The organism is Thermodesulfovibrio sp. 3907-1M, from assembly GCF_040450955.1.
Classification (GTDB): domain Bacteria; phylum Nitrospirota; class Thermodesulfovibrionia; order Thermodesulfovibrionales; family Thermodesulfovibrionaceae; genus Thermodesulfovibrio; species Thermodesulfovibrio autotrophicus.
This window is the reverse complement of record NZ_CP144373.1, coordinates 145,545-159,133: the sequence shown is the minus strand read 5'-3', so window position 1 is coordinate 159,133 and position 13,589 is coordinate 145,545. Positions and strand designations below refer to the sequence as shown.

16 protein-coding genes are annotated in these 13,589 nt (G+C 33.7%); 9 read left to right on the top strand and 7 right to left on the bottom strand.

The genetic code is table 11. The annotated features are described in order from the left end of the window. Positions 1–44: 44 nt before the first annotated feature. From V4D30_RS00800 to V4D30_RS00770, 7 genes are all read right to left on the bottom strand, one after another. Positions 45–2,132, bottom strand: a complete 2,088-nt coding sequence (locus V4D30_RS00800) for a ribonucleoside triphosphate reductase (protein WP_353684353.1) — start codon at positions 2,130–2,132, stop codon at positions 45–47. A 14-nt stretch (positions 2,133–2,146) separates the two neighbouring features. Further along, positions 2,147–2,461 carry a nucleoside triphosphate pyrophosphohydrolase family protein gene (locus V4D30_RS00795; protein WP_353684352.1) on the bottom strand — a complete coding sequence of 105 codons (315 nt, stop codon included), beginning with the start codon at positions 2,459–2,461 and terminating at the stop codon, positions 2,147–2,149. Further along, positions 2,451–2,624, bottom strand: a complete 174-nt coding sequence (locus tag V4D30_RS00790) for a hypothetical protein (protein ID WP_353684351.1) — start codon at positions 2,622–2,624, stop codon at positions 2,451–2,453. The genes V4D30_RS00795 and V4D30_RS00790 overlap by 11 nt, the downstream gene beginning before the upstream one ends. Before the next feature lie 91 nt (positions 2,625–2,715). After that, positions 2,716–3,051 carry a hypothetical protein gene (locus V4D30_RS00785; protein WP_353684350.1) on the bottom strand — a complete coding sequence of 112 codons (336 nt, stop codon included), beginning with the start codon at positions 3,049–3,051 and terminating at the stop codon, positions 2,716–2,718. Positions 3,052–3,102: 51 nt separating this feature from the next. After that, complete coding sequence (locus V4D30_RS00780; protein WP_353684349.1) at positions 3,103–4,197, bottom strand: hypothetical protein; 1,095 nt, start codon at positions 4,195–4,197, stop codon at positions 3,103–3,105. A gap of 41 nt (positions 4,198–4,238) precedes the next feature. Beyond that, the gene (locus tag V4D30_RS00775) at positions 4,239–5,291 is read right to left on the bottom strand and encodes a PD-(D/E)XK nuclease family protein (protein WP_353684348.1); all 1,053 of its coding nucleotides are present in this window, start codon (positions 5,289–5,291) and stop codon (positions 4,239–4,241) included. Then, on the bottom strand, positions 5,264–6,241 hold the full coding sequence (locus tag V4D30_RS00770) for a CHC2 zinc finger domain-containing protein (RefSeq protein WP_353684347.1): 978 nt from the start codon (positions 6,239–6,241) through the stop codon (positions 5,264–5,266). The genes V4D30_RS00775 and V4D30_RS00770 overlap by 28 nt, the downstream gene beginning before the upstream one ends. 225 nt (positions 6,242–6,466) lie before the next feature. Here V4D30_RS00770 and V4D30_RS00765 point away from each other — a divergent pair, with 225 nt between their 5' ends. The 9 genes from V4D30_RS00765 (at position 6,467) to V4D30_RS00725 (ending at position 13,569) form a co-directional block, all read left to right on the top strand. After that, positions 6,467–7,090: a site-specific integrase gene (locus V4D30_RS00765; protein ID WP_353684346.1), complete on the top strand. Its 624-nt coding sequence runs from the start codon at positions 6,467–6,469 to the stop codon at positions 7,088–7,090. 166 nt (positions 7,091–7,256) lie between these two features. Next, positions 7,257–7,424 carry a hypothetical protein gene (locus tag V4D30_RS00760; RefSeq protein ID WP_353684345.1) on the top strand — a complete coding sequence of 56 codons (168 nt, stop codon included), beginning with the start codon at positions 7,257–7,259 and terminating at the stop codon, positions 7,422–7,424. After that, positions 7,417–8,094: a hypothetical protein gene (locus V4D30_RS00755; protein ID WP_353684344.1), complete on the top strand. Its 678-nt coding sequence runs from the start codon at positions 7,417–7,419 to the stop codon at positions 8,092–8,094. Before V4D30_RS00760 ends, V4D30_RS00755 begins: the two co-directional genes overlap by 8 nt. A gap of 126 nt (positions 8,095–8,220) precedes the next feature. After that, positions 8,221–8,457, top strand: coding sequence for a glycine zipper 2TM domain-containing protein (locus V4D30_RS00750; protein WP_353684343.1), 237 nt, complete (start codon positions 8,221–8,223; stop codon positions 8,455–8,457). 219 nt (positions 8,458–8,676) lie between these two features. Beyond that, positions 8,677–8,907 (top strand): hypothetical protein, encoded by a 231-nt coding sequence (locus V4D30_RS00745; RefSeq protein ID WP_353684342.1) that lies wholly within the window; start codon positions 8,677–8,679, stop codon positions 8,905–8,907. Between the two features lie 907 nt (positions 8,908–9,814). After that, complete coding sequence (locus V4D30_RS00740) at positions 9,815–10,798, top strand: DUF6094 domain-containing protein (protein WP_353684341.1); 984 nt, start codon at positions 9,815–9,817, stop codon at positions 10,796–10,798. After that, positions 10,785–11,324 (top strand): hypothetical protein, encoded by a 540-nt coding sequence (locus V4D30_RS00735; RefSeq protein WP_353684340.1) that lies wholly within the window; start codon positions 10,785–10,787, stop codon positions 11,322–11,324. Before V4D30_RS00740 ends, V4D30_RS00735 begins: the two co-directional genes overlap by 14 nt. Before the next feature lie 36 nt (positions 11,325–11,360). Beyond that, positions 11,361–12,215, top strand: coding sequence for a DEAD/DEAH box helicase family protein (locus V4D30_RS00730; protein WP_353684339.1), 855 nt, complete (start codon positions 11,361–11,363; stop codon positions 12,213–12,215). Further along, a complete protein-coding gene (locus V4D30_RS00725; RefSeq protein WP_353684338.1) occupies positions 12,196–13,569 on the top strand; it encodes a DEAD/DEAH box helicase in 1,374 nt (457 codons plus the stop codon). The genes V4D30_RS00730 and V4D30_RS00725 overlap by 20 nt, the downstream gene beginning before the upstream one ends. Positions 13,570–13,589 lie beyond the last annotated feature (20 nt).

The following is a 13,589-nucleotide window of genomic DNA, read 5'->3' as shown; positions in this document are numbered from 1 at the left end:
TTAAACAGAGGACTGATTCTCCAGCCCTCTGTTTAAGTGTGTTATTACGCTACAAGTTTTAATTCCAAATATTTTCTGTCTTTAAACTCTTCTTTTTTTCCTTGATTCCAACTACTCACAGGTCGCAAATAACCTACTACACGAGAATAAACTTCACATTCATTTCCACATTTTGGACAACTTTGATGTTCTCCTTCTATATATCCACATTCAGGGCAAATACTAAATGTGGGAGTAATGCTTATATAAGGAAGTTTATATCTTTCAAAAACTGCCTTTATAAAGTTTTTCAGCCTTTCAGGGTCTGGTTGTTCCCCTAAAAATAGATGAATAACTGTTCCACCTGTATATTTACTCTGAAGTTCATCCTGATGATCAAGAATATAAGTTATTGACTCTGTAAAGTTTACAGGTAACCATGTTGAGTTTGTGTAATAGGGATTTTCCCTGCCCTGTGTAATTATATCAGGATACTTCTGTTTATCAATTTTTGCAAGCCTGTAACTTGTTCCTTCCGCCGGTGTTGCTTCAAGATTGTAAAGGTTACCTGTTTCTTCTTGAAATTTTACTAACATTTCACGCATGAAATCCATTACCTTCAATGCAAATGCTTTCCCTCCCTCTGTCCATATTCCTTTTGAATTTAACCATTTTGCGTTTGCTATGGATTCATTCATCCCAATTATACCTATCGTTGAAAAGTGATTTGCCCAATATTTGCCTGTTTTTTCTTTTACACTTCTTAAATAAAATTTGGCATAAGGATATAATCCATTTTCTGTAAGTCTTTCAATTACTTTGCGTTTAATTTCAAGAGATGTTTTAGCAATATTCATCATTTTTTCAAGTCTTTCAAAGAAGTCTTCTTCAGAACTACTTAAATATCCAATTCTTGGGAGATTTATGGTAACAACGCCTATACTTCCTGTTAAAGCATTTGCACCAAACAGACCCCCTCCTTTTTTAAGTAATTCCTTTTTATTTAAACGAAGCCTGCAACACATACTATATGTATCCTCGGGGTTCATGTCTGAGTTTACGAAGTTTGCAAAATAGAATGTTCCATATTTTGCAGTTAATTTAAGCATTTTCTGAACAACAGGATTTTCCCAATCAAAATCTTTTGTTATATTGATTGTCGGAATAGGAAATGAAAAAACTCTACCAGACGCATCCCCTTCTTCCATTACTTCAAATAATGCTTCGTTAAACATATTTAAATACTCTTGAAACTCTCCATAAGTTTTATCCTGATATTCGCCCCCAATTATTACAGCTTGATCCCTTAAGTGCGGTGGTACTGTTAAATCTAAAGTTATATTTGTAAATGGTACCTGCCCCGCAGTTCTTGTAGGAACATTGATATTAAATAAAAATTCTTGAATACATTGTTTAACCTGTTTATAGTTGAGATTATCATAGTAAATAAAAGGAGCTAATAATGTATCAAAGTTGCTAAAAGCGGATGCTCCTGCGGTCTCGTTCTGTAATGTATATAAGAAATTGACTGCCTGCATAAGTGCTACTCTGAAATGCTTTGGTGGTTTTGACTCCACTCTGCCTTTTAAACCTCTAAAACCTACTCTCAATAAATCTTGCAAATCCCAACCTACACAGTAAGCACTAATTAACCCAAGATCATGGATATGTATATCTCCATTCTTATATGCATCTCTTACTTCTGGTGGATAAATCTTGTTTAGCCAATAGGTTTTGCTTATTTCACTTGATATATAGTTATTAAGTCCCTGTAGAGAATAATGCACATTAGCATTCTCATTAACCCGCCAATCTACTTTACTGAGATAACTATCAATAAGTTCAATACTATTCTGTGATGCTATTTCACGCATTTTTGCATGCTGATCACGATAAATGATATATGCTTTTGCAGTTTTTCTATAAGGGCTACTTAAAAGAATTTCTTCTACAATGTCCTGTATTTCCTCTACATGAGGATCACGATTCTGTATTAATTCCTCAGCAAGAAGTAAAACTTTAATAGTTAGCCTTCTTGCAGTTTCATAGTCAAACTCCCCTGTTGCTGTACCAGCTTTTGATATGGCTATTGTAATTTTTTCAGGGTCAAAAGGAACTATACGACCATCACGCTTTATTATGTTTTTAAACATTTATAACACCTCCTTTATCTATCATCTCCATTACCATGTAATTTGTTTCTCTCTTTTCTTGATAAAAGTTTTTCAATATTTTTTTCTGCTATTTCTTCTAATGAAATTTCAAATTCATAAGCAAGATTTGCAATATACCATAAAACATCTCCTAATTCTTTAATAAGTTCTTCTCTTACTTCAGAACAAGTTTTTCCATCACGAATGTATTTTTTTAATTTTTCCGCCACCTCCCCTGCTTCCCCACAAAGTCCTAAAGCAGGATAAACCCAGCCCTCAGGATAAATAGCAGTTCGTCTCGCTTTTTCTTGATACTCATTAAAAGTCATACTGAACCTCCTTTGTGTAGTTTTTAATTATTGAATTTTTTTTGTTTTTAAATTTTCTGCATTCTTCTTTACTTAACTGCCTTTTTTTGTTACCTACAACTTTGTGTGCTTTACGCATAAAAAGTACAACTTCTACAGGAATTCTTGGTTTGATGATTTTCATGTTACCTCCTTTTGTTGAATATTTTTTTAAAAAGAAATAAAAAAAGGGAGAGTAAAAAACTCTCCCTTTTTTTCGTAATTCTACTGAGGGATCACTTTATATTTATATTACTTTGCAAATCTGAATTTGAAACAGCAGGGAGTCCAAGATGGCTTATAATTCCTCCATCTTGTGTTTTCTTGTAAGGACCGCAACAGGCATTTTTCATGTCAGACTGTATAAAAGCACATCCCTCTTTTTCATTCATTATTTCACAGACAAAAGGATGTATACATTGTTCTGTATTTTTGGGGTACATTATTGTAAATCCATTTTTAGTTAAAAATTCTGCCGTTGTATCTGGAAGGTTTACTATTTGCCCTTGTTGATAAAAACGGGTTTTGTCTTTTATTTTTATGTTAATTGATTTAAGAAATTTTACAATCATAAAACCTCCTATGTTAAAAAAAGCCACCCACAAGGGGTGGCTTTAAATTTTTTAAAAAGGTTCCTGAGTAGTTACTTCCTCAGGCACTTCCACTTCTTCAACATCGAGTTCTGCGATGAATTTATCAAGTAAGGTGAAATCACCTTTGCCAAAAGTGGTTATGATGTTACTTGCATCTTTTATTGATGCAACCTGAGATAAGAAAGTTTCTATTATCCCTTCATCATAACCATTTCTTAATGCGATATTTCTTATCGCATTGAGTTGTACATCTGTTGGTGGTTTTACCTCTGGTGCAGGTTTCTGTACAGGAGATTTTGGTGCTGTTGCAACTTTTTTTGCAGGGACAGGGGTAACAGTTGTTGTTTGAGAATTTTCATTTACTGATTCATCTTCGTTTTCACCATTTTCAACCACCACTACCGCTTCAGGATCATGTTTCGGGTTAATATCCTCAGGTGCAGGTAATGCAAGATTTTCAGTTGCCATGATGATTCTTTTATTATCTTCCCTGAGGGCATTGATGAGATTTATATCTCCCTCAAAAAATATTTGAAGGGGATAATGCGTTCTTAATTTCCCCTCATAAGGGATTTCTTTTGGAACTCTTCTCAATTTTAAGGGAACCATTGCGAATCTACCAATAAGAGCCTCTATGTACTCTAAAGCACTGTTGATATTTATAATCGAGTTGTAAGACCCGACATCTATCTGATAAACCCCACCCATGTTTACTCTGGGAAGAATTACTAACAAATGACCTCTTAACATGCATCCGCCATTGTTACTTAAAATTTCGCATGGACATTCCCTCTCAATCATTTCCCCTGTTTTTTCATCAAGTCTATATGCAATCTGTCCATTGCCTATACACTTCAGTCCCTTGGTGTCTCCGTACCACTTGTAAGCTTGAGGAAATATTACTTCAATGTTATTGATTGGGAACATAATATCAAGCTCTTTTGGTTTTTCACCGTAAACCTTTGCAACTTCCGGTGGAACAACAAAGTAATCAACTTCCTTAGGATATTCGTTCCCTGTTTTTGGATTAATTGCTTTGACTCCAAGACGAATCTTTCCTAATCTTGGGAGTCTTCTTTTCTCTGAAATTCCTGCAACTTTTGTTATTTTTTGTGTTACTATCATAGTTTATACCTCCTTTTTATTTAGTTTTTTATTTTGAGTTTTTATTGTTTTTTAATAGTTAAAGTTTCAAACAATTTTTCCTCATAAATTACAGGGATAAGTTCTGGTGGAATTTTGTCTTTGTTTATTTGCTTTCTCAACTGTATATTTCTCGTAATCGTAAAAGCTCCGATTTTTCCTGCTTTTGCATTTGCATTCAAAAGGATTTTTTTTAATTCTTCCTTTATTTCTTCTAATCTCTGTTCAGCTATTTTCTTTTGTTCATTTAAAACCTCATACTCCTCAAGTAAACTCTGATAGTCTTCAGACAGCTGAATCGCCTCCAGTTGATTGAATTCTTCCTGATAATTTTCATAGCAGATTTCATTGTATGGACAGTAATTACATTGCCAATCGTTTAAAGTGTACTGTCTTGGTGGGAGATCGTTAACATTACAATAATGCTCAATCTGATTCAGTCTTTCAATCGCAGAGTTATAGAGATTTTTAAAAATCGTTCCTTCTCTTCTGTATCCATTTGAGCCACACACTTCAGGTACGTAGAGGATGTCGTTCTTTGAATCGTAATGAAGTCTAAACTCTAAGTACTGCGATGTATTTTTGTTTTTGATCAGTAGAATCCCTTCGTTAATTTCAGGATTCAGTTTTTGTAACCCTACAATGTAAAGACAGCATTGGGTAAGGTAGTCTAACGGATAGTCTTTTTCTAAATATCTTTGAAAACTGAAATGATTTATTGCCTTGTGTTCCAGCAGGTAATCTTTTCCCTGTACGTCTGTAATTATTCCATCAATGTGTCCTTTTAGAGGGAAGTCTCTACCTTTCCATTTTACTGTACCACATTCAATTTCTAATTGTTCGGAATGTACTTTAAATGCGGATTTTCTCAACCAATCTAATGTCAATTCTTCGTGCCAGCTGGAGTCATCAAGAATCAGGTGGAATCTGTCTTCTTTCTTTTTCCCAGGTATTCCTTTGGCCATATAAACAAGCTGTCTCAAGCAGCGTTCTGGTCCTGCAAGGGATGGTCTTGGATAGTATTGACTTCCCTTTGCTTCAAAACCTGCTATTTTTTCGATAATTTCTGCCAGCATAACTCCTCCTTTTCTGCTTTAATTTTTATTAGTTGATATAAATCTTTTACTCCTGCTCTTACATGGTCTTTTTTTATAAAAGTGTCTATCTCATTGGGTATTAGTTCTATTGCTTTTTGTGTGGCAATTTTCCCGGGTTCATCGTTATCTAATGCAAGATGAACAGTTGTAAGATTATATTTGTGAATGACGTCAGGGAGAAGTTTTACGTTGCCCACACCGTTAAGAGCTACAAGCGTTAAGTGATTTCCATAGATTAATTCTCCTGCAAGACAGTCAAAGATTGATTCAGTTACAATAGCTTCTGACGTTCTGTAAAAAACCCAAGGGTACTTGTTGCCAATGGTGCGTTTGATTTTCTTTCCATATTCGTCTCTTACTTCTTCAATATAACCATTAATCGTTTTAATTGCTCTACATTCAAGACTGATAATGTTAGTTTTATCAGGACATGGAAATACTACGAATTGTTCCCCTTTAATGCTTGTGTATTCTGCTACTCCGAATTCTGTGTAAAAAGGTAAACCGAATGTTTTAAAGTATCTTCTTATGAGTATTTCATTTGAAGTTTTAACGATTGTTCTGTAAAAACTTTGAGCATGTTGAGCTTTATCAAGATTGTTTTTCTTTAAAATTTTCTCAACTTTCCGATTTTTCATTTCAGGGACTATTCCAAGAAAATTTTTTAATCTTTCGTAAGCTTCCATGAATGTGCAGTTTTCAAGTTTCTGTACCAGTTTGAATATATCTCCACCTTCTCCAATGCCAAAATCATACCAGAAGTTTTCTTCTGGCATTTTCACAGAGAATGATGGATTGTTTTCAGCCCTCAGAGGGCTTAAACAAAACCATGAGTTACCAACTCTTTTAAATTCACATCCGTATACTGTTTCAAGATAATCTTTGATTGAAATTTGTTTAATTTTGTCTTTTATTTCGTCAAAAAACATAAGTTACCTCCTTTCTTTTGGTATTGTGTTTTTTTTAAGATGAGAAAATTTTCGGTAGGTTCTACTGAACTTTTTCTTAAAGATATATTACTTTTTGGTGAAGCAATGACTTATCTATAACAAAAGTTCAGTTTTGTTATAGATAGCATCTGTTTTGTATCACTTTACATTTTGATTTTTTATTTTTTGTTGACTTATCTATAACATTTCCTTTAGCATAATGTTATGCTTGTGCAAAAAAATAATTTTAACCCTTTACAAAGTGTTTCTATTCAAGAGGAAATATATCATCTTACAGAAGATGAACTTAACAGGCTCACCTTTGAGTTTCAGAAGTGGTTTGAAGAAAAAAGAAGTATCGTAAGAGGTAGATACTGGCTGGTATTTTTATTCTTACGCTACACAGGGGCAAGAGTGTCTGAGGTTTTAAATATTGACGAAACGAGAGACTTAGATTTTAGAAACTCAACAGTAAGACTTATTACACTTAAAAGAAGTGAGAAGAAAAAGAATCAATACAGAATCGTTCCCGTGCCCGATCGGGTTATTTCTGAATACCTGCGTTTTACGAAACTGCATCCTAAAATGGAGGGTAAGGTTTTTAAACTCAAAAGAAACAATTTTTTCGTAGTGTTCAGGCAACTCTGTAAAAAAGCAGGTATTCCTGACGAAATTGCACACCCACATGTTTTAAGGCACACCCGTGCAATAGAACTTCTCCGTGCAGGAATTCCTGTAACTGCGGTCCAGCAATTACTTGGGCATGCATCACTAAATACCACTGCTATGTATTTAAGATACAGCAATATTGAAATTCAGGAAATGTTAAAAACAAAAGGTTTGCTATAAATAATTAAAAGGAGAATGCAAAATAAAAAAAATAGAAACAAAAGACGGTTTATTCTTTTATATATCTCAAAAGAAAGATAGAATTCTGGTTGTATCAAACGAGAAAGATTATCCGTGGGATTGCCTTTACGAACTTTTTACAGAAATAGAATGTTTTCTTAATCAAATGGGAAAACTTTCAGTTGAGGTTATATTTGACTTATCACGCTATCACAATACAAACGAAAACTTTGTATTCAAAATAGTTTATAGAAAAGAAAGCCAGAACAAACATGGAAATTTTGACATTTCCACCCTGGAATTTGTTTTAAAAGAGGAGGTAAATATTGACTAAATCAGATTTTGATAAAGATCAAATGAAACAGATCAGATTAGGATTTGAATACGGTTTATCAGTAGAACAAGTAAAAATTTACGCAAAGCCAGAATTTGATATACTTCAAATGGAACAGATCAGGTTGGGATTTCAAAATGGATTATCCATGGAACAGGTTTTATTCTATGCAAAACCAGAATTTAATGCCTGGCAGATGCACCAAATAAAACTTGGTTTTAGAAATAGTTTGTCCATAGAACAAGTAAAAATCTTTGCAGAACCAAATTTTACCTTGGATCAAATGGAACAAATAAGAAAAGGATTTGAAGATGGATTGACCATGGAACAGGTGTTACTGTACACAAAACCTGAATTTGATAGTAATCAAATGGTAGAAATAAGATCGGGATTTAAATATAAATTATCTATGGAACAAGTAAAATTATATGCAAAATTTGATTTTAACCATAAACAGATGGAGCAAATAAAAAATTTTTTAGTAGAAAACAAAGGCAAGTCAATAGATAAATTGTATAAACAAATAAAAAATAAAACAGACAAAACAAAAGAAGAACATTTATTTATGAAAGCTTACGAATTACATATAAAAGAAAAAATGTGTAAAAAAATCGTAGAAAATATTGAACAAACATTGCCCAAAAGACCAAAAATAAAAATGAAACTATAAAAAGTTTTATTGAATGAATCAACAAACTGTAAGAACTATGTTATTTAACTGTAAGAACTATGTTATTTAAAAAATATTAGAAAATACCTAAAAACATCTAAAGAAACATCTAAAGGAGAAACTCTTATGAAGAAACTTTTATCGGTTTTAATCCTATTCACATTTTTTATCACTGCCTGTGGACAGTTGCAACAGTCTCACTATGAAGGAGCAGGTATAGGTGCAGCCGTTGGTGGGGTTGCAGGAGCGTTGCTTGATAAGAAAAACTCATGGCGTGGTGGAGTTATTGGTGCTACTTTGGGTGCAGTATTTGGTGCAACTTTAGCAGACATATCTCAGCGTGGTTTAAAAGAAGCATATTAGAGTGGAGAGGTAGTTGAATACAGAACCGAAGACGGTAAAGGCTACTACAGAGCAGAGCCTCTGACTGGTAATTATTATGTAGTACCTCATACGAAATGCAAAAAAGTTAACGAAAAAGTATGGGAAGATGGCATTCTTATAAAAAATGTAGTAAAAGAAGTCTGTGAGTCTGAAAAGCAGGAAAAAGTGTATTAAAAAGCACAGAAGGAGGTATAAACTATGCTTAAATCAGTCGTTTGTATTATTTTAGTAACCATTTTGGCTTTTTCTACTCTTGCCTACTCTGAATACATCCCAACACCAACACCTGTAGTAGACTGTAAAGCTACCCTTAAGGCATGGGGTAATCCACCGAACTGTTACTGTCCCTGCGATACATGTCATCCTGTATGTCAGCAACCACAACAACCGCAGCCTCAGCAGTCAGACAAAGAACAGGAGAAGCAGTAATATGTTTAAAAAAGCAATATTTATTTTATTCATCACAGTTGTGTCGTTTTCTTTATCAGAAGCTCAATACATGCAACCGCCTACACCAACGGATTGTTATGGAACCCTTAAAGAATGGGGTAATCCTCCTAATTGCAAGTGTCAATGTTTGACTTGCACGCCTGTTTGCGAGCCACGAGTTAAACCAGAGAAGGAAGAATCAAGACTGTTCAACTGCTATTGGATGGCAGAATGTATTAGTTCCTCAGGGGGTTATGCTATAACTGATGGAACATTTTCAGGGAAATACACATCGCAGTCTCAAGCGGTAGAAGAATGCTTAAGAGATGCTAAACGAAGCACAAGAGGTTGGAAGTGTAGATATAATTGCCATTGTCAATAAATGGTGGAGGGTTTTCAAAATAAAGCAATTTTAGCTATAACAATAATTCTGACAATAATCTTTTTCAGTACTTTTAGCATTGCAGAAGACGATAGTACTAGAATTATTAACCCGATTGGTATTGAGAAACCAATCAAAAATCCAATAGAGAGTAATATGTTGAAAAAATTTTTATCGCCAATGGTTATTGCAATTTATTTTTCAACAACTGTGTTAGCAATGGACCCAGTCTGTTTTTGAAAAATTTTATTCAAATATTAGAGACATAATAAACGCATCATTAAATATAGCTAAAGTAGGGATGACCAGCCTGAATTTATGCCTTTAGAGAGAACCATCAAGGTTTTTCTATAAGAGAGGGCGAACAAATGGAGTCGGTGAAGCAGGAAGCGATGCATGAGATTGTCCCCCCCCCTATAAGCAAGTTACAACAAAAAGGTAATATTTTATCAAAGATATTCAAGTAGACTCACCGAATAAATCATATCTTTAAATCAAACCAAAAAATTTAAAAGGAGGTATTTTATGCGTTTAGCAGGACAAGCAAAGTGTGGGTATTATCCCACACCATGGGAAGTTTTTAAATATTTTGAAAAATTAATGGATTGGGATTTAGGAAGAAAAAAACAAATTTATTTACTTGATCCCTGTTGTGGTGATGGTAGAATATTAGAGTTTTTCAAAACCAATGGTTTTGTAACAAAAAGCTATGGAATTGAACTTGATACAAATAGGGCAAGACAGGCAGGATACTGTGGAAAAGTAATAAATTGCGATATTTTTGACGCTATAATAAGACCTCTGGAAGCTTTTTCAATACTGTATCTTAATCCGCCATACGACAATGACAAAGAAGGTAAAAGAATGGAGATAACTTTTTTTAAACATGCTCACAAATGGCTCAAAGTCGGTGGTTTATTGATTTATATCGTTCCAGAACACATAATGCAGAGAAAAGATTTAAGAACATGGTTATCGTTTCACTATAAGGATATTCAATGTTACAGATTCCCAGAAGGAGAACTTTATAATCAATTTAAGCAAGTTATATTGTTTGGAATCAAAAAAGATAAAAATGATCTAAAATCATCAGAAATCCCTGAGAATTTTGAATACATTGATAAAGTAAAAGAATTTCCCTTCAGATACAATAATCTTCCTGAGTCGGATAAAATAGTTGTATTTGAGGCTCAGGGTTTGTCTGATGAAGAAATTTCAAAATATTTTCCTACAGCAATTCAAAACATTAAAAAATTCACAGGACTTGAAGTTCCTGATGTGCAAAAACATTTTTCTCCGATATTCCCCTTAAGAAAAGGGCATTTACTTGCATATATAACAAGTGGTGCCTTAAATGGTGTTCTAGTCGGAGACAAAGTTCTGAAAGCCTTTACAGTAAGAAACAGAATTCAAATAGAAACAGATGAGGAAATCATAGAAAAAGATATCTATCAAACAGTATTAAGAGTTTTAGACATAACAAAGGAGGAATGGTATGATGTTAAATAACAATAATAAAATTTTTAACATAGAATTTAGTGGATTAACCTTGAAAGGAGACATGGCAATAATAGATGGCGAAAGTATTATACTTTTAAGTTGTTACGGCTCCGAAAGTGCTATTAATAGTTTATTTGCAACTTTAGGGATGGGAAATAAAATAAAAATAGATGGTATAGAAGCTCACAAAACTTATTGGAATCATATAAGATTGAAAAAAACAAGAATAGGATATGGAAAATACCATGGTGTAATTCACATAGAGAATATTCATTGGTATCTAATTGTTTTTCCCGATGAAACGCTGATAGATGGCTATAAGAGATACTTGTATAATAGACCTATTCCTATTCTTGACGAATGGATACCTGAACTTCATCAATACTTTTTAAGCAGAAAGATATTTACCCCAATAAAGACAACAATAAATGTTCAAGCCTATGAGACTAATTTTGATAGTAATTCCATTTGTGATGAAATCGTAAACTATTTAAAATTCAAGAAATTAGCATACCGGCAAGCAAGCAATCAATAATTAGCCTACCTATCATAACAAATTAGGAGGGAATAAATGTCAAATAATAGAGTTATATCTTTAAAAAGTTTTATTGAAGAAAACAGTAAAATTCTTGGAGAAACCATTGAGAAAAATCTTACTCCTGTATGGAATCCCGGCGAAAAAATATATGAAAAAGAAATTGTATCTCTTTTAAGAAAACCTTTTCCTGTTCAAAAAGAATTGATTAAAGGTTTATCAAAAGCACTCTACAAAGAAAACAGGAACAAACTTTTTGTGTGTGGAGAGATGGGAACAGGCAAGACTACCATTGCTCTTTCAGTGGTTGCTTGTTCACCTAAACCAATGAGAACTTTAGTAGTTTGTCCGACCCATCTTGTAGAAAAATGGATAAGGGAAACAAAAATGATAATCCCAAATGTTACTGTAGTTGACCTTGCAGTAAAAGATGCAATAACAATATTGAATTTTCTTAAACATGCACCAAAACCTCAGAAACATGAAGTATGGGTTATAAGCAAGGAAAGGGCAAAACTCAGTTATTCATGGAAACCTGCATATATAACAAAACCTAAAAGTGATTACTTGTATTGTCCAAAATGTGGTAGTGCATTGGTAGATACAATTTCATTTAGACCTTATACAAAAAGTATGCTTGAATCCAGAAAATGCACATGCCCCGTTTGTCGTGAACCTTTGTGGCAGGCAATACCAAAACCAAGGAGATATTCAGTTGCAGAGTATATCAAAAAATATTTTAAGCACAAATTTAATATGCTTATTCTTGATGAAATTCACGACTATAAAGGGGGAGATACTCTTCAAGGGAATGTGATGGGAATGCTTATTGGTACTACAAAGTATTTTCTTGGATTAACAGGCACGCTAAGTGGGGGGGTATGCAACTGATACCTTCTATCTTCTTTACAGGATTGCACCACATGAACTTAAAGAATTTGGCTACAAAGGAGTAGAAAGTTTTTTGAAAAAATATGGAGTGATTGAAACAATCCAAAAACTTGATGAAGATGGGGGGAAATCGTATAGGTATGGTAGAGGTAAAAAAAGGAATGTTATAGTTAAAAAACGACCAGGGATAAGTCCAGAAGCAGTAGGAAAGTATTTGTTGCATCGTAGTTGCTTTATTAGACTTGCAGATGTAATTGATGGTTTACCTCCTTATGATGAGATTGTGATTACTTTCAAAATGGATGATATGCAAAAAGAGTTTTATTTAAATCTTCAGGATTCACTTGCACAGGCAATGAAAACTCATAAAATTAGAGCAATGTCTGCGATGTTACAGAGCCTCTTGTGTTATCCCGATAGTTGTGTGGTATTTCCTGAGAAAGCAGTTATAAGAGTAAAAAATAAGGAAACAGGCGAATACAAAGTTATTGATGTTATTACTGCTCCTATGTTACCAATTGCATTACTGCCCAAAGAACAAGAACTTATAAAACTCTGTCAAGAAGAAAAAAGTCAAGGCAGAAAAGTTTTAGTTTATGTTACCTTTACAGGCAATAGAGATATTAGACTAAGATTGAAAAAAATTTTGGAAGAAAAAGGGTTTAAGGTTGGTATACTGCAAGAAACTATTGAACCAAAAAAGAGAGAAGAATGGATAAACAAACACAGCCATGAGTTTGATGTTCTCATAACAAATCCTGAACTTGTGAAACTTGGTTTAGACTTATATGAGTACCCAACCATAGTTTTCTTTGAGGTTGGATATAACATTTTCACATTAAGACAGGCAGCAAGAAGAAGCTGGAGGATTGGTCAGAAACAGCCTGTTAAAGTTTATTATTTTTGCTACGAAAACACCATGCAGGAGGCAGCCCTTGTTTTAACTGCAAAGAAAGTTGAACAGGCACTTCTTCTTGAGGGTGATCTCCCTGAGGGACTTGCAACAGAGTTTTCTGATTCTGGTTCTATTATAGAAGAAATGGCAAAAGCACTTGTTGAAGGCAGAACCTATTCAGGGGCCGAGACCTCATGGGCTCAAATGAGGAAGAAGGAGATAGAATCAAGTCTTGGACTGAATAGTGATGAAACTATCTTTACAGTATCAGCAGTTGCAGGAAAACAGGATAAAGCAGTAAAACTAAAACCAGAAAAAATCTCCAAAATAGACAATGTTACTATATCCATTGTTACAACTAAAGGCAAGAAAAAATCTGTATCCAGAATGACTGTTAAATATGAAGAAATAGACAATTTAGTTAAAAAGTACGGTTTAGTTCAGTTTGGCATGTTTTAATTTAAGGGAGAGGTTTCCTC